The organism is Streptomyces sp. NBC_01003 (assembly GCF_045162695.1).
Taxonomy (GTDB): domain Bacteria; phylum Actinomycetota; class Actinomycetes; order Streptomycetales; family Streptomycetaceae; genus Streptomyces.
In genome coordinates this window covers 8,869,779-8,885,534 of sequence record NZ_CP108707.1, presented here as the reverse complement: position 1 = coordinate 8,885,534, position 15,756 = coordinate 8,869,779, and the positions used below count along the sequence as shown (strand labels likewise).

Annotated in this window: 17 protein-coding genes; 10 read left to right on the top strand and 7 right to left on the bottom strand. The window is 70.2% G+C overall.

The window, feature by feature from the left end; all coding sequences use genetic code 11:
* The first annotated feature begins 63 nt into the window (after positions 1–63).
* Positions 64–714 carry a GntR family transcriptional regulator gene (locus OG698_RS40705; protein ID WP_406109168.1) on the top strand — a complete coding sequence of 217 codons (651 nt, stop codon included), beginning with the start codon at positions 64–66 and terminating at the stop codon, positions 712–714.
* A gap of 557 nt (positions 715–1,271) precedes the next feature.
* Here OG698_RS40705 and OG698_RS40700 read toward each other — a convergent pair.
* Genes OG698_RS40700 through OG698_RS40690 form a run of 3 tightly spaced genes read right to left on the bottom strand, consistent with a single transcriptional unit; the run spans position 1,272 to position 3,525 of the window.
* The gene (locus OG698_RS40700) at positions 1,272–1,979 is read right to left on the bottom strand and encodes a B3/4 domain-containing protein (protein WP_406109167.1); all 708 of its coding nucleotides are present in this window, start codon (positions 1,977–1,979) and stop codon (positions 1,272–1,274) included.
* Between the two features lie 35 nt (positions 1,980–2,014).
* Positions 2,015–2,662 carry an FMN-binding negative transcriptional regulator gene (locus OG698_RS40695; protein WP_406109165.1) on the bottom strand — a complete coding sequence of 216 codons (648 nt, stop codon included), beginning with the start codon at positions 2,660–2,662 and terminating at the stop codon, positions 2,015–2,017.
* A 26-nt stretch (positions 2,663–2,688) separates the two neighbouring features.
* Complete coding sequence (locus OG698_RS40690; RefSeq protein WP_406109164.1) at positions 2,689–3,525, bottom strand: EamA family transporter; 837 nt, start codon at positions 3,523–3,525, stop codon at positions 2,689–2,691.
* A 116-nt stretch (positions 3,526–3,641) separates the two neighbouring features.
* Between OG698_RS40690 and OG698_RS40685 the strand changes: the two genes are divergently transcribed.
* Positions 3,642–4,226: an XRE family transcriptional regulator gene (locus OG698_RS40685; protein ID WP_326777276.1), complete on the top strand. Its 585-nt coding sequence runs from the start codon at positions 3,642–3,644 to the stop codon at positions 4,224–4,226.
* Here the strand turns inward: OG698_RS40685 and OG698_RS40680 are convergent.
* Entirely contained in the window at positions 4,183–4,569 is a 387-nt protein-coding gene (locus tag OG698_RS40680) for an alpha-L-rhamnosidase C-terminal domain-containing protein (RefSeq protein ID WP_406111558.1), read from the bottom strand. The two genes, OG698_RS40685 and OG698_RS40680, sit on opposite strands and share 44 nt — an antisense overlap.
* A 239-nt stretch (positions 4,570–4,808) precedes the next feature.
* On the opposite strand from OG698_RS40680, the gene OG698_RS40675 reads away from it, so the two are divergent.
* From OG698_RS40675 to OG698_RS40650, 6 genes are all read left to right on the top strand, one after another.
* On the top strand, positions 4,809–5,564 hold the full coding sequence (locus tag OG698_RS40675) for an IclR family transcriptional regulator (RefSeq protein ID WP_406109161.1): 756 nt from the start codon (positions 4,809–4,811) through the stop codon (positions 5,562–5,564).
* A gap of 110 nt (positions 5,565–5,674) precedes the next feature.
* Complete coding sequence (locus tag OG698_RS40670; protein WP_406111556.1) at positions 5,675–6,682, top strand: PDR/VanB family oxidoreductase; 1,008 nt, start codon at positions 5,675–5,677, stop codon at positions 6,680–6,682.
* Positions 6,683–6,741: 59 nt separating this feature from the next.
* Positions 6,742–7,956 (top strand): cytochrome P450, encoded by a 1,215-nt coding sequence (locus OG698_RS40665; protein ID WP_406109159.1) that lies wholly within the window; start codon positions 6,742–6,744, stop codon positions 7,954–7,956.
* Positions 7,957–8,013: 57 nt separating this feature from the next.
* Entirely contained in the window at positions 8,014–9,099 is a 1,086-nt protein-coding gene (locus OG698_RS40660) for an S-(hydroxymethyl)mycothiol dehydrogenase (RefSeq protein WP_406109158.1), read from the top strand.
* Positions 9,096–9,734: an MBL fold metallo-hydrolase gene (locus tag OG698_RS40655; RefSeq protein WP_406109157.1), complete on the top strand. Its 639-nt coding sequence runs from the start codon at positions 9,096–9,098 to the stop codon at positions 9,732–9,734. The genes OG698_RS40660 and OG698_RS40655 overlap by 4 nt, the downstream gene beginning before the upstream one ends.
* A 93-nt stretch (positions 9,735–9,827) precedes the next feature.
* Positions 9,828–10,511 (top strand): TetR/AcrR family transcriptional regulator, encoded by a 684-nt coding sequence (locus OG698_RS40650; protein ID WP_406109155.1) that lies wholly within the window; start codon positions 9,828–9,830, stop codon positions 10,509–10,511.
* Between the two features lie 37 nt (positions 10,512–10,548).
* Here the strand turns inward: OG698_RS40650 and OG698_RS40645 are convergent, their stop codons facing one another.
* Genes OG698_RS40645 through OG698_RS40635 form a run of 3 tightly spaced genes read right to left on the bottom strand, consistent with a single transcriptional unit; the run spans position 10,549 to position 13,230 of the window.
* Positions 10,549–10,971, bottom strand: a complete 423-nt coding sequence (locus OG698_RS40645; RefSeq protein WP_406109153.1) for a nuclear transport factor 2 family protein — start codon at positions 10,969–10,971, stop codon at positions 10,549–10,551.
* Positions 10,968–11,924, bottom strand: a complete 957-nt coding sequence (locus tag OG698_RS40640; RefSeq protein WP_406109152.1) for a PDR/VanB family oxidoreductase — start codon at positions 11,922–11,924, stop codon at positions 10,968–10,970. The genes OG698_RS40645 and OG698_RS40640 overlap by 4 nt, the downstream gene beginning before the upstream one ends.
* A gap of 7 nt (positions 11,925–11,931) precedes the next feature.
* On the bottom strand, positions 11,932–13,230 hold the full coding sequence (locus tag OG698_RS40635) for a Rieske 2Fe-2S domain-containing protein (protein ID WP_406109150.1): 1,299 nt from the start codon (positions 13,228–13,230) through the stop codon (positions 11,932–11,934).
* Positions 13,231–13,657: 427 nt separating this feature from the next.
* Between OG698_RS40635 and OG698_RS40630 the strand changes: the two genes are divergently transcribed.
* Both OG698_RS40630 and OG698_RS40625 read left to right on the top strand, forming a co-directional pair.
* The gene (locus tag OG698_RS40630) at positions 13,658–15,310 is read left to right on the top strand and encodes a GMC family oxidoreductase (protein ID WP_406109148.1); all 1,653 of its coding nucleotides are present in this window, start codon (positions 13,658–13,660) and stop codon (positions 15,308–15,310) included.
* Positions 15,307–15,729, top strand: a complete 423-nt coding sequence (locus OG698_RS40625; protein ID WP_406109147.1) for a heme-binding protein — start codon at positions 15,307–15,309, stop codon at positions 15,727–15,729. Before OG698_RS40630 ends, OG698_RS40625 begins: the two co-directional genes overlap by 4 nt.
* Positions 15,730–15,756: the final 27 nt, after the last annotated feature.

Sequence of the window (15,756 nt, the reverse complement as noted above, 5' to 3'; positions counted from 1 at the left end):
TTACCGTCTTGTGCCATGCAAGAACCCACGGGGCAACGAAGTAAGCGACTGCCGAAGTCCAGCATGCAGGCTCAGGTCGCGGGCGAACTGCGCCAGATGATCATCAGCGGTGAGCTGCAGCCCCGCACCAGTCTCTCGGAGATGGCGCTCTCGGAGACCTTCGGGGTCAGCCGCACCCCCATCCGTGAGGCCCTCAAACAGCTGCAGACCGAGGGCCTGGTCGAGATCCGTCCACGGGTGGGCACGTTCGTCGCGGTCCCGTCGCACCGGGACGTCGCCGAACTCTTCCAGATGAAGGAACTGCTGGAGGGCGCCGCCGCCCGCCTGTTGGCACTGCGCGGCCGGGTGCCCGAGACGGACCGCCTGCAGGCCGTCATGACCGAGGCCGACGAGGCGTCGCAGGCGGGCGACGCGGAGCGGTACGGCCAACTCGTGCACGAATTCCACGAATTGATCATCACGGGCGCCGACAACGGCAAGCTGGAAGCGCACTACCGCACCCTGATGAACCAGCTTGCCTACGGCCGCCTGGTCCGCACCTCGCTCGCCCAGCCGGGCCGCCTGAGCGAATCGGACCACGAGCACCACCAAGTGCTCGACCTCATCCTCGCCAAGGACGGCAACGGCGCGGAACGCATGATGCGCGAACACGTCCGCCGCAGCCATCAGGCGCTCCTTGCCAGTTGGGACGCCGAGGAGGACGGGGCTTCGTGACCGCGACCGGGCGCGCGCCGGCTCGGCGGCCCCTTCGTCACGTCGCCAGCACCCCGGGCGGATCGGCAGGATGCCGAACGCGCCCAAGACCACCAGGACGGTGCCGGGACACAGAGGGAGCGGTAGGCGTGGGAGACACTGCCGATACCTCGGTCAACGCGGTCGGCGAGACATCCCAGCGGAACCAAGGATGCCTCCGCCTCGACCGGTGTGGACTCCCAGGACCCGCCCGGCACGGTGTAGGGCCTAACGGCTTCCCCGGCCGCCCGGCGCTATAGCAGGTCGCCGGACTGGCTGCCTCCGCAGGTCAGAGCTGCGAGGGCGACGCCTTCTGAAGAATCTCCCCGCAAGCTTCTCTCCCTGGTGCCTGTGAGGTCTGAGCACGGCCATCAGTCATCCCTCAGCGAGGGAGAGGCACTATGGGCTCAGACGAGACCAGGAGGAAGGTGCCGCAGCAGCGTGGACGGGCGGCTCCCCCGAGGCCCGAAGAAAGCTTCGTCCCGGCCCTCCATGACGACGGGGACGCCGGCGACCGTGCTGGAGCTGGCCGTCGGGACTCAGGCTCCTGCCTGGGGCTGATCCGGGCTGAGGTAGTACACCCGGGTTTGCTCGGCGTGCGGAAGGAGCAGGCCCTGCAGCTCGTGCGCGGCGGTCTTGAGGAGGTGGCCGTCGCGGTCGGCCCGGAGGGTTTCGAGGACGAAGGCGACGTGGGTGGAGTCCTCGGTGACGCGGGTGCGGTGAGCGTCGCGGTGGTTCCAGTGGCGGGTCAGGACGCCGGTGGTGTCGGTGTAGATGATCTCGCCGGGCTTGGGGTTCTCGATGGTGTCGGGTTCGCCGAGCGGGGTGAACTCCTCGCTGCCGTCTGCGTGGCGAATTTCGACGTCGCCGGTGACATGGTCCAGATCGAAGGCGCCGGCGGGCAGGCCGTGGCGGACGGAGACGGCGTTGTAGGAGTCGACGGCCGGATTGATGCGCGGCAGTGTGCCCTTTTTGGCGAAGCGGCGGCCGAGCGCGTCGACGCTGGGGCGGGTGCGGCGGGGATTGGTGCCGAAGGAGCGGTAGGCGGCGTGCCACGCCTCGATGCGCGGGTCAGTCTCGTCGGCGGGCTGCCAGGAGCCGTCGGCGAGCTGCTGCTCCAGGTTCTCCAGAGCGGCGGCCGTGTGGGGCCAGGGTTCGTGGCCGTGCACGCCGGTGGCGGTGACGAGGGCGATGAGGGTGTCGGGGAAGGCGTCTGCGACGGCGGGGCTGATGCCGAAGACGGTCATGGGCGGGGTTCCGTTCCTATGGCGTGGGGTGGTGGTCAGGGCTTCCAGGGGCCGATGCGGTCCAGGCGTCGGAGCTGCTGGCGCGCAGTGGGCGCATCCAGGCCCTGGCCACGTCCGGTAAGGCGGTCGGCGACGGCGGTGCGGTGCTCGACGGGCTTGTGGTCGTCGTACTTGAACTTGACCCGCACGTCGGTGGCTTCCAGGCGCAGGCCGCGGATGCCGGGCAGCATGCGACCGTAAGGCGGCTGGTCGACGGCGACGGGGCCATGGTCGCCGTCGGGCTGGAAGTGGGCGAGCTGGCGACGCAGCAGCTCAGCCTTGGCCTCGGGGTCGTCGACGATGTGGGCGTGGCAGGTGAACTGGACGGCGGCGTAGTAGCTGGTGGGCACGCCGTCGGCGGGCGGGGTGTCGGGCTTGGCGCGCCAGGGGCCGGGGACGAAGGCGTAGTCGCCGATGACGGTGAAGGTGACGTTCGGGTCGTGCTCGATCGCCTTCCAGACTGGGTTGGGCCGGGCAAGGTGGATGAGGAGCTGGTTGCCGTCGGAAGTGAAGTGGGTGGGGACGACGGTGGGCGGCTGGCCGGGCAGGCCGTTGACACTGAGCTGGCCGAAGTCATGGCCATCGGCGATCCAGGTCTGCCATTCGGCGTCGTCCAGGCCGGTGTCCCAGGGCTGGATGAACATGTGTCTCTCCTTGACTGTGGGATCGCTCAGGTGAGGGCGAGGAGGCTGACGGCGACGGCGGCGGTGCCCAGGCCGACGAGCTGACCGCGGTGGATGCGTTCGGCGAGCACCTTGCGGGCGAGCAGGACGGTGCCGACCGGGTACAGGGCGGTGATCACTGCGACGACGGTGAGGTCTCCGCTGCGGGCGGCGAGGAGGAACAGCAGGTTCGCCAGCGAGTCCAGCACGCCCGCGCCGGCCGACATGGCGTAGGCGGGTTTCTCGGGGCCGAGCCTGCGGTGCATGATCCCGGCCGCGGCCAGGGTGACCGCGGAGGAGACCGCCCTGCCGATGACCAGCGGGGCCACCCCGCTGTCCGACGGCGCCTGGTGCAGGAAGATCAGCTGGAGCGCGATCGCGGCGCCCGCACCCAAGGCCAGCAGCAGCGCCGTCCGGGAAGGCCGCGCGGAGCCCGCGCCGTGCCCGGCGCTGACCAGGACCACCGCCGCCAGCGCGAGCGGCAGGCCCAGGAGTCCGGCCACACCCAGGCGCTCGCCCTGCATCAGGCCCACGCCGACGGGCAGCGCGGCGGACACCAGCGCGGTGACCGGGGACAGCACGTTCATGGGGCCGATGGCCAGGGTCTTGTAGAGCAGGGCGAACGCGGCGGCCGAGGCGACACCGGAGGCGGCACCCCAGCCGAGCGCGGCCGGGCCGAACGACGCGCCGAGGACCGGCCACAGCAGCAGCTCGACCGCGAGGCTGGCCGGGGCGGCGACCATCACGGTGCGCAGAACGTGCGCCTTTCGGGCACCGAGGCCGCCGAGGAAGTCGGCGCATCCGTAGGCGAGTGAGCTGCCCAGAGCCAGCAGCAGAGCGATCACGGGTACATCCCTTACTATTCAGTGGAACGACTAAACCGTACGATGAAACGACCGACCCGGTCAACCAAACGACCGTGCGGTGCATTCCAGTGGTCCACTGTGAGGATGGTGAGGGGATGGCCGAGACAGAGGCAGCCCTGCGGACACTCGCCCACAACGTCAGGGCGGCCCGCACCCGTGCGGGCCTGTCCCTGGACGAACTCGGCCGGCGCGCCAAGGTCAGCAAGGGGGCCCTGGTCGGACTGGAGAAGGCACAGGGCAACCCGAACTTCGCCACCCTGGTCCGGCTGGCCGACACGCTCGGCGTCTCGGTATCCGCCCTGATGGAAGGACCGGCCGACGGACGCGTCCGCGTCGTGGACGCCGACGCCGTGATGCCGCTGTGGGCCGGAGAACGGGGCAGCGAGGCCCGGCTCATGCTGACGACCTCAGGACCGGCCCCGGTAGAGGTCTGGCGCTGGCGACTGGAACCCGGCGAGGAATACCCCAGCCACCCCCACCAGGCCGGAGTCGTCGAAACCGTCAGCGTCACCTCAGGACAGATGGTTCTGATCGTCGACGGCGCCGAGCACCCCGTGGAAGCCGGACAGACCGCCACCTTCGACGGCGACGCCACCCACACCTACCGCGGTGCGGGCACCGAAACCTGCCACCTGATCATGACGGTCCACCTGCCACCCGGCCCTGCGACAACCGCCTGACCTCGTAAGGGCCACGTGGAGTGCCCGTTCGCGCCGGCTGCGGGCGGGCCCAACTGCCGTAGCCCGAGGCAGCGTTGCAGTGGAAGACACGCATCGTCGCCCGACACAGGCGGCACTGCGCGCTCCCCGAGGCATCGTCCCGCACGTACGCGACGCCCTGGGACGCGCGGCCCCTTTTGCGCTGCGCGGGCACCCACATCTCCGCCTCCGTGTTGCAGGGAACCGTCACCCCCATCCCGATCCTCCCGTACAACCTGCGCCACTCCGAAGTCACCTGGCACAGGTGAACACCGCGCCCGACATCCCGGCGCCACTCCCCTCCCGACCGCACCAGCCTGGTCATGTCGAAGGTGTCGTAGAGGACGGTGCGGTCGCACGTGCTCTGGTCGGTGAGGAACCGCGAGACGTTGACACCGTCCCTGTTCACGCTGCCCCGCGGCCGACGCGTCGCGCGGGCCCGCCAAAACGACGCTCCCCGTGGACGACGGGTGGGCTGCGATGTGACGCCGGGACGCGTCCTTCACGTGAACCGAAATCGAGCCGGGATCTTGACGCATCCGGCAGGAATCCGATGATGGCCACGTGAAGTCACAGAACGGCGAGTCGGTACTGGCCCGGGCCGTACGGATCTTCGAGGCGTTCACGCCCGAGGAGCCGACCCTGACCATCTCGGAGATCTCCCGGCGTACGGGCCTGCACATGGCGACCGCATCGCGGCTGGTCGCCGAATTGGTCTCACACGGCTTTCTCGCACGCGACGCGGACCGGCGGGTACGCATCGGCATGCGCATGTGGGAGCTGGTGACGCGCGCCTCGCCCGCACTTTCTCTGCGCGACACCGCCATGCCCTTCATGGAGGGCGTCCACGACGTGGTGGGCCACCACGTGCAGTTGGGCGTCCTCGACGGCGACGATGTGCTGTTCGTGGAGCGGCTGAGCGCGCCTGGCGCGGTCATCAACTACACCCGCATCGCGGGCCGTCTGCCGTTGCACGCGTCGTCCAGCGGTCTGGTCCTGCTCGCCCACGGATCCGCAGACTTGCGCGATCGAGTCCTAGCCGAACCCCTGCACCGTTATACCGAGGCCACGCCCGCCACCGCGCCGCAACTGCGCGCCGTGCTCGCGGACGTCCGGCAGCAGGGATACGCGTGCTGTCCCGGATACGTACACCCGGACGCCCTGGGCATCGCGGCTCCGGTGCGGGACAGCCGGGGGAAGGTGCTGGCCACGCTGTCGGTGATCGTCCCGAACGAGGCCGGGGCCACGTCCGTCGCCTCGGTGGTCCGCACCGCCGCACGCGGTATCTCCCGTGCCCTGGGGGCACCGACATCGGGGTGAGCGCCGCTTGAGCGAGCGGAGAATTCCTCTCTCACTCATTGAGAATGGCGTCGCGCCCTCCACCGCGGCCCACGCATCCTTCCTGGAACCCAACGATGGAAGGCGACAACGTGGTCGGAACCAGCGTGGTTGTGAATGCCGTTCCCGGCCCCGACAAGAGTCGGCCGGGAACAAGGAACGCGGTGTCGTTGACCGTCGCCGCGAAGGAGCGGGTGGCTGAAGGCGTCGTGTCCCTCACGCTCACGCATCCGGACGGCGGACGGCTGCCGGACTGGACGCCGGGCTCCCATATCGATCTCGTACTGCCGGAGGGGACGACTCGGCAGTACTCGTTGTGCGGTGACCGGTGGGACGCGTACACGTACCGGGTCGCCGTCCTGAGGGAACCTGACGGGCGCGGGGGATCCGCGTACGTGCACGACCGGCTGCGGCCGGGTGACCGGGTCGGCGTCGGCGGACCGCGCAACAACTTCCCCCTGGTGCCGTCGGAAAAGTACCTCTTCGTCGCGGGCGGCATCGGGATCACTCCCCTGCTGCCGATGGTGCGCCAGGCCGAACTCCTCGGCCTGGATTGGCAGTTGTTGTACGGCGGGCGAATCCGAGGCTCGATGGCCTTCCGTGACGAGCTCGCGGCGGCTTACGGCTCGCGGGTGCACATTGTTCCGCAGGACGAGCTCGGACTTCTGGACCTCGAAGCCTGGCTCGGCACTGAGCTCCCGGGCACAAAGGTGTACTGCTGCGGCCCTGCCCCGCTGCTTGCCGCGGTGGAAAGTGCCTGCGCGTCATGGGCTCCGTACGCCCTGCACACTGAACGCTTCACCGCCTCCGATCAAGCAGCGCCGGTGTGGGACGCGGCCTTCGAGGTCGAACTGCGGCGTAGCGGGCGCACCGTCACCGTTCCCCGCCACGTCTCCGTGCTGCAGGCGATCCGGGAGGCCGGCGTGGACGTCCTGTCGTCCTGCGAGCAGGGCACCTGCGGAACCTGTCTGACACCGGTCGCCGAAGGGCAGCCGGACCACCGGGACTCGATCCTCACGGATCACCAACGGGCCGCGAACGACTGCATGTTCGTGTGTGTGTCGCGGTCGTGCGGGGATCGTCTCGTCCTCGATCTGTGAGGACCGCGAGGCCCGTCCGAGCCGCACCAGCCCCTCCCACTCATCCTCTTGGAGCTGCGATGACCGAGGCACCCGCACGTGCCGTGGCGACGCCCGTCAGCGACGCCGACCCGTTCGCCCACGAGCACCTGCTGAACCCCGATCCCCTGCATCAGGCGCTGCGCGAGGCCGGCCCCGTCGTGCGTCTCTCCCGCTATGACGTCCACGCGCTCGCCCGCTACGAGCAGGTGCACGCCGCGCTGGTGGACTGGCAGCACTTCGAGTCGGGGTCGGGCGTGGGCCTGGCGAACTTCCGCCACGAGGAACCCTGGCGTGCGCCGAGCCTGCTCCTCGAAGCCGACCCTCCCCTGCACGACGCGCCACGCCGGGTCCTGCGCGAGATCCTCGCCCCGCCGGCACTGCGCCGCCTGCGCGACACCTGGGCCGCGACGGCGGACGAACTGGTGGACCAAGTCCTCAAAGACGGGCCGGAGTTCGACGCCTTCACGGCACTGGCGGAGGCGTTCCCGCTGCGGGCCTTCCCCGATGCCGTGGGCCTGGGGCCCGACGGCCGGGAGAACCTCCTGCCGTACGGCAACATGGCCTTCAACGCGTTCGGCCCGCGCAACGACCTCGTCGCCGCCGACGCCCACCGCGCTGCCGCGCTGGGAGCATGGGTCAACGCCCAGTGCACACGCGAGGCCCTGACTGCGAACGGATTCGGCGCCGAGATCTGGGCAGCCGCCGACCGTGGTGAACTCACCTACGCGCAGGCTCCGTTGGTCGTACGGTCACTGCTCACCGCAGGAGTGGACACGACCGTGCACGGCCTGGCCGCCTGCCTCTACGCGTTCGCCACACACCCACAGGAATGGCAACAGCTGTGCGAGCGGCCTGAGTTGGCGAGGGTCGCCTTCGACGAGGCAGTGCGGTGGCAGTCGCCGGTGCAGACGTTCTTCCGTACCGCCACCACCGATGTCACGATCGCCGACACCACCATCCCGGAGGGCACGAAGATCCTCATGTTCCTCGGCGCCGCCAACCGCGACCCGGACCGCTGGAGCGAGCCCGACCGCTTCGACCTCACACGTGACCCGTCCGGCCAGGTCGGCTTCGGCATGGGCATCCACCAGTGCATCGGACAGCACGTAGCCCGCCTGGAGGCGGAGGCGCTACTGACCGCCCTGGCCCGCCGAGTCGAGTCGTTCGAGCTGAGGGGCGCACCGCGCCGGCACGCCAACAACACTTTGCGCGCGTGGGAGTCCCTGCCGGTACGCGTCCGTCCGGCTGCCTGACCACCCCTGTCTGCACCCACAGAACTACTCAGCTGCACCACTCGAGAGGACTGCGCAATGCCTCAGCACGTACGTGGAGTTGTGGCACGGGCGAAGGGCGAGCCCGTCGCCATCGAGACCATCCTGATCCCCGATCCGGGCCCGGGCGAGGCGGTGGTCCGGATCCAGTCCTGCGGGGTGTGCCACACCGACCTTCACTACCGCGAGGGCGGAATCAACGACGAGTTCCCGTTCCTTCTGGGACACGAGGCGGCGGGCGTGGTGGAGTCGGTGGGCGCCGACGTCACCGACGTGGCTCCGGGCGATTTCGTGATCCTCAACTGGCGCGCAGTGTGCGGGCGTTGCCGGGCCTGTCGGCGTGGGCGCCCTCAGTATTGCTTCGACACGCACAACGCGCGACAGAAGATGACGCTGGCCGACGGCACCGAGCTCACGGCCGCCCTGGGTATCGGTGCGTTCGCGGAGAAGACCCTCGTCGCCGCCGGACAGTGCACCAAGGTCGACCCGGCCGCGTCACCCGCCGCCGCGGGCCTGTTGGGGTGCGGCGTCATGGCGGGGATCGGCGCCGCGATCAACACCGGAGGGGTCACCCGAGGTGACTCCGTGGCCGTCATCGGCTGCGGTGGGGTCGGTGACGCGGCCGTGGCAGGCGCCCGCCTCGCGGGTGCTGCGAAGATCATCGCCGTGGATCTCGACGACCGCAAGCTCGCGACGGCCACTGCCCTGGGCGCCACGCACACGGTCAACTCGCGGGAGACCGACCCGGTCAAGGCGATCCGCGAGCTGACCGGCGGCTTCGGCGCGGACGTGGTCATCGACGCCGTCGGCCGACCGGAGACGTATCAACAGGCCTTCTACGCTCGCGACTTGGCCGGAACGGTCGTGCTCGTCGGAGTACCGACCCCCGAGATGACACTGGAGCTGCCCCTCCTTGACGTCTTCGGCCGCGGCGGGTCACTGAAGTCGAGCTGGTACGGCGACTGCCTGCCGTCGCGCGACTTCCCTCTGCTCATCGACCTCTACCTCCAAGGCCGCCTGGACCTCGACGCGTTCGTATCGGAGGCCACCGCCCTGGAGGACGTCGAGGACGCCTTCGCCCGGATGCACAAGGGCGACGTGCTGCGCTCGGTGGTGACCCTGTGACGGGCGGCGGCCCGCGTATCGAGCACCTCGTCACGTCCGGCACCTTCAGTCTGGACGGCGGCACATGGGAGGTGGACAACAATGTCTGGATCGTGGGCGATGACGAAGAAGTGATCGTCATCGACGCGGCACACGATGCCGGAGCCATCACCGAGGCCATCGGGGACCGGCGGCTCAAGGCCATCGTCTGCACGCACGGACACGACGACCACATCGACGCCGCCCCCGCCCTCGCGGACGCGACCGGTGCCCCGGTCCTGATCCATCTCGAGGACCGACTGCTCTGGAAGCACACCCACCCCGGCCGCTCCCCTGACGGCTACCTCTCCGACATGCGGCGGATCACCGTGGCCGGAACAGCGTTGACGGTACTCAGCACGCCGGGGCACACGCCCGGGGCGATCTCGCTCCACGCGCCGGATCTGGGCACCGTCTTCACCGGGGACACCCTGTTCGCCGGTGGACCGGGAGCGACCGGCCGGTCGTACTCCCACTTCCCGACCATCGTCCGCTCCATCAGGGACCGCTTGCTCGTCCTTCCGCCGGAGACGGTGGTGCACACCGGCCACGGCCAGTCGACCACCATCGGCGCCGAAGCGCCGCACCTCGAAGAATGGATCGCCCGAGGCCACTGACCCGAAGCCTGGCCGTTCCGCCCGGCCGGCGGCTCACGAGTGGCGGGTGCCCCGTGCACCCTCCGTCGCCGAGCCGCCGGTAAGGTCGTCGACGTGTCAGAGGAGGAGAGACCGTCGGCCGAGCCGACGGCACAGTCCGGGAAGCGGCAGCGCCGCAGGCACTCCGGCGACCCCGACCGCCGGCGGGATCCCGTGGGGACGCGCCGGGCCATTCTGGCTGCCGCCGGTGCCGAGTTCGGCGCCCATGGATTCGACGGAGCCCGCGTGGTGCGCATCGCCGAGGCCGCCGGCGTGAGCCACCAGCTGATCACCTACTACTTCGGCAGCAAGCGGGGCCTGTACGAGGCCCTGAGCGACCGATGGCTGTCGACCGCGATGCCGGTCAGCCACGACCTGCCCTTCGCCGAGGCGGTAGGGCGCTACGTGCATATGGCGCACGAGGATCCCGGATGGGTGCACACGCTGACGCGGGAGCAGCCCGACGCGCCGCCACCTGCCGAGGACGAACGCGCCGCCGAACTGCTGAAGAGCGTCGAGGAGCTTCGAGCTCGGCAGGCGCGCGGTGAGATCCGCGGTGACATCGACGTCGGGGTGCTGTCCCTCGTCTTCTTCGCCGCGTCGATCGCTCCCGAGGCCCTGCCGTGGATCGCCCGCGAGTTCACCCAGCAGGATCCGGGCTCGCAGGAGTTCATCGACCACTACGCCGAGCAGGTCGCCCGCATCATCGCCGCGCTCGGGGACGACGCACCGACGCCCGGCTCCCCGTCGCAGGACTGACGGCGAACCGGGCGTTCACGCCCCTGACTGTACGGCCTCAGCCGGGCGGAAGTCGCCGGGCCATCTGCAGGTGGGCCAGCTTCCACCCGCCCTGTTCGTCCGTCACCCACATCCGGGTCACGGCGGCCTGGATCACGAACGGCGTCAGTTCAGGAACGAACGCGACCCGCATCTCCTGCAGACAGCTCACCACGGCAGTCGGGCCGAAGGTCCGGACGGTCACGTCGTGGACGATGACATTGCTCGTACGGCCCAGGCGCGCCGCGTACCGCAGGAAGTCGTCCACGCCGTGGATGTGACCGACGGCGGCGTGCACGACGACGCAGTCGGAGTGCATCAGAGCGCGCAACACCGGCTCCGGATCCGGGAGCGCCTGCGCGGCGAGCCACGCGGCCTCCGCCTCCTCCACCGTTGCCGGGGGCGAGGTGGCCACGGCGGCAGTCGTCGAAGGGTGCGTCACAGTTCCAACTCCAGGATCGGGGACTTCGAGCGCGAGGAGCACAGCGTGAACTGGCCCTCCGCCCGCTCCTCTTCGGTCAGTACGTCGTCCCGGTGATCGGCCTCACCGGCGAGCACCCGCACGATGCAACTGCCGCAGATGCCCTGCCCGCACGAGTGCGGGGCATCGACGCCGTGGGCCAGCAGGACGTCGAGGATGCTCTGCTCCTCCGGGACGTGGTACTCGGCGCCGGTCGAGGCCAGTCGCACTGTGAAGGCCTCCCCCGGATCGGCGTCCGTGGGCGGTTCGGCGCTGAAGCGCTCCGTGTGAAGGGCGGACTCGGGCCAGCCCAACTCCGCGGCGCGGCCGAGCACATGGTTCATGAAGCCGCCGGGACCGCAGACGTACAGGACCGTCCCGTCGGCGGGTCCGCCCACGTCGCGCTCCATGTCGAGGAACTGCTCCGGGGCCCGGTCGTCGAAGTGGAAACTGACTCTCCCGTGGCTTTCCAGGTCGGCGGCGAAGGCGGCTTCGGTCCGGCTGCGGGCGCAGTAGTGCAACTCGTAATCGTGACCCGCGGCGTCCAGCGCCCGGGCCATGGACAGCAGCGGGGTGATGCCGATGCCGCCGGCGAGCAACACGTACCGGCGTGCGGGGGTCAGCGCGAAGCGGTTCCGCGGCGCGGCGATGCGCAGGGTGTCGCCCTGCGCGAGCGCGTGCATGGCCCGGGAACCGCCGCGCGACGCTGCCTCGTTGAGGACCGCGATCCGGTACTGCTTGCGTTGCTCGCCCGGCGGCCCGCACAGCGAGTACTGCCGCAGCAGCCCCGCCTCGCCGACCATCACGTCGATGTGGGCGCCTGCCTCGTACTCCCACAGTTCGCCACCGTCGGCCCGGGCGAGATCGAGGACCGCGATGCGCGGGGTGGCATCGTGCCGGGCCACCACGACCGCGTCCGTCCAGGTCGTCTCCACGTGTCGGTCACACCCCCGCGGCGGGGGCCGTGCGGGTGAACACACCGGACGCGACGCTTCGAAGGCCGCCGTCGGGGTTGGTGACGCCGAGCGGGGTCCGGCCGGCCTCGACGTCGTCGACCATGGTGCGCAGCATCCGGCGGAGCATGACGACACCGCGGTCGGAGGGGGCCAGGGTCTCCTCGGAGTGCTGGGTGATGTCGCCCTGGGAACGCTGCGCTTCGTAGTCCCCGGGGAAGCGGTGGCGCTCCTCCTCGGTCATCTCCCAGTTGTTCTTGCCGTTCTGCTTGATACCGAAGACAAAGGATGCGGCGCGTTCCGGGTCGGCGGAACGGATGGAGAAGACGAGCCGGTGGTGGGTGTCGTCGACCGGGACGACCCAGATCAGCATGTCGTGCCGGGAGTCCGGCGCAACGCGGATGAAGTCGGGCAGGGCGAGGATGTTCGGCAGCTGGAGCTCCACGGCCCAGTCGAGGTCGACCGTCTCGCCGCCGCCGACCGGCCTGTCCCGGTAGCTCTGCACGTACTTCACACCGAGGTCGGTGCGGTGGTACGTGACGCGGTCGGCGACGGTGGTGGGGTCGTAGTAGCTCTCGGGGAAGCCGGTGGTGCCCGTGCCCTGGAACTGGAACCCGCTGTGGTGCGAGTGCAGCCATGAGGCGTGGACGGGGTCGACGGCGTTCTCGTAGATCTGGAGCCAGTTGAAGTCCTGTTCCATACCGAGGACTTCGGCGTCGGGGGCCAGCCAGTCGGTGTGGTAGCTCTCCCCCTCACCGAGCGGCTCCAGGCAGTCGAAGCGCGGCAGTTCCGGCTTGGACTCGGGCGGGCCCATGTAGACGAATACCAGGCCGTAACGCTCCTCGACCGGATACCACGGCTGACGCGCCAGGTTGCGGCGCCGGCCGCCGTCCGGCTCGCAGGCCTGCTCCAGGCAGTGGCCTTGTACGTCGAACTTCCAGCCGTGGTAGCAGCAGCGGATGCCGTCCTCCTCGATACGGCCGTAGGAGAGGCTGCTCCCACGATGGGAGCAGCGCTCGAAGACCACGCCTGGGCGCCCCTGGCCGTCCCGGAAGGCAACCAGGTTCTCGCCCAGGAGCCGGGCGCGATGCGGCCGGTCACCCGCCACAAGTCCGGCGGAACGGGCGATGGGATGCCAATAGCGGCGCAGCGCCTCACCCATCGGCGTGCCGGGGCCGACCTCGGTCAGCCGGGCGTCATGGGAGGAGAGCTTGCGCCCGTAGCCGGTTCCCGTGTCGGGCGCGGGAATGTCGGGCGCGGGCGTGTCGGTCACGGTGGTGTCGGTCATGGCGATCCAACTCCTCGGCTCTGAGCCAGTGGGGGGTGGGTGGACGAGGGGGCGACGCAGAGGGGCAGGCCACATCCTGGGGTGGACCCGCAGGGGTACGGGCTGCTGTTCCAGCATCGTTCCGGCAGCTCAGCATGTGCTGCCGGACGGCGCGCGTCCCCTGCCGTTCTACGACTCTGATGAAATCCTGTCAACTGCGCTGACCTGCTTTGATGAAATCCTTGCAAGCCTCTGGCAGAGTAATCCACTTCGCTGTTACGTTTCCCTGGCATCGAGGCGCCGAGCCGTCCATGGCCTGTGGGCAGCCTCGCGATCACGCCTGACGAACGCGCTGCCGAGAGCACGGCCGGCCGCCTCCCCGCGGCCCGCCGCCATCGCCGCACGTTCCTCCGGAGCCGAAGGAGACCATGATGTCTGGACCTTCCCTATGAGCGACGCATACGACTACGTCGTCGTCGGCGCGGGCTCGGCCGGCTGCACCCTCGCCGCCCGACTGTCCGCCGACCCTGATCTACGCGTGCTACTGATCGAGGCCGGCCCACCCGCCGACCGGGGACTCCTCGCACAACTCCCCGCAGGTGTCGGCCTGTTGTCGGGCCGCAAAGGGATCGCCTGGGGGTACGAGTCCGAGCCGGAGCCGGGGCTGGGCGGCCGACGCATCCCGGTACCCCGGGGGCGCCTGGTCGGCGGCACCGGATCGATCAACGGCTCGACCCATGTCCGCGCCCACCGGCTCGACTACGACGACTGGGTCAAAGCCGGTGCGACCGGCTGGGGTTGGGACGACCTGCTGCCCTACTTCCGCCGCTCGGAGAGCAGTTGGCGCGGCGATACCCACAGCCACGGCGGATACGGGCCGGTGACCGTCTCGACCACGACCCGCAGGGGCCCTTTCGGTCGCCGACTCGACAGCGCTGCCCGCACGTTGGGCATCGACTTCCCCGATGCCACCCAGAGCGGCGACCCCACCGGCGCTGGTCAGATCGAGAACGCACTGCACCGCGGCCGACGGCACAGCACCGCCGCCGCCTACCTGCGCCCGGCACTGCGCGACTGCTCCAACCTCACCCTGCTCACCAAGGTGCTGGTGGAGAAGGTCGTACTGGAGCAGGGGCGCGCGGCCGGCGTACGCGTGACACGGGCCGGAGCCAGCCGCGTGATCAGGGCGAACCGCGAGGTCGTCCTGTGCGCGGGCACCTTCAACTCGCCGCAGCTGCTGATGCGTTCCGGCATCGGCCCGGCCGACCAGCTGCGCGAGCACGGCATCGACGTACAGGCCGAACTGCCCGGCGTGGGCGCGAATCTGCAGGAGCACGCGGCGGCGCCCGTGGCGTTCGACGTCAAGGACCCGGTCACCTTCCACGAGCATCTGCGCGCCGACCGGCTGGCCGTGAACGCCGTGCGCTGGCTCGTCACCGGCAACGGACCGCTCGGCCGGATGCCGGAATTCCTCTCCGCCTACGTCCGCACACGGCCCGACCTGGACCGCCCCGACGGGTTCCTCGGCATCCTGGCCGGAGGGTTCGACGCCCGGCCCTGGTTCCCCGGCATCCGGCCGCTGCGCGAACGCCACTGCATCGCCCTGAACGCCGTCGCCACCCCCCGCAGTCGCGGTCATGTCCGGCTGCGTTCCGCCGACCCGGCCGCTGCCCCGCGCATCACCTTCAACTTCCTCACCGAGCCGGAGGACGTCGCCACACTGCGCGAGACCATCCGCACGACGCTGGCGATCCTGCGGAGCGCCGAGGTCGCCCCCATGGTCGAGGCGATCCGCGCTCCCGACCCCGGTGTTCGGGCCGACAGGGACTTCGAGCACTATCTGCGGCAGACCGGCTACTCCGGCAACCACGCCTGCGGAACCTGCGCCATCGGCACGGACGAGGACGCCGTCGTCGACCCCGAATTGCGGGTCCACGGCGTGTCCGGGCTGCGGGTCGTGGACGCCTCGGTCCTGCCGAGCATCCCCGGCGCGAACATCAACGCCACCGTCATCGCCGTGGCCGAGAAGGCCTCCGACCTGATCCGCGGGGGCACGACTACCGGCTCCGACGCTCCCGCCCCTGAAAGGACCCGACGATGAGGGAACCCCTGACCTATACCGTCGCCCATCAGGCCGCCCAAGCTGCACTGGAAACAGCCCGCGCCGAGGGCCTGCGGGTCTGCGCGGTGGTCGTCAACCGCGGCGGCGCCACCAAGGTCCTCCTCGCTGACGACGGCGTCGGTCTCCTCGGCGTCGAGACCGCGCGCCGCAAGGCCTACACCTCCGCCGCATCCGGGCTGCCGACTGCCACCTTCGCCCAGTTCGCCGCAAGTCCGGAGATGGCCGTCGCCCCGGTCCACCTGGTCGACGACCAACTGCTCCCCGTCCCCGGCGGTGTCCCGATCGTCGTCGACGACGGCGAGGTCATCGGCGGCATCGGGGTCGGCGGCGCCGACGGAGCCACGGACGACCGCCTCGCGACGCTGGCTCTAAAGAGCATCGCCGAACTGCTGGCGTAGCCACACCGACGACACCGAGAACACCCG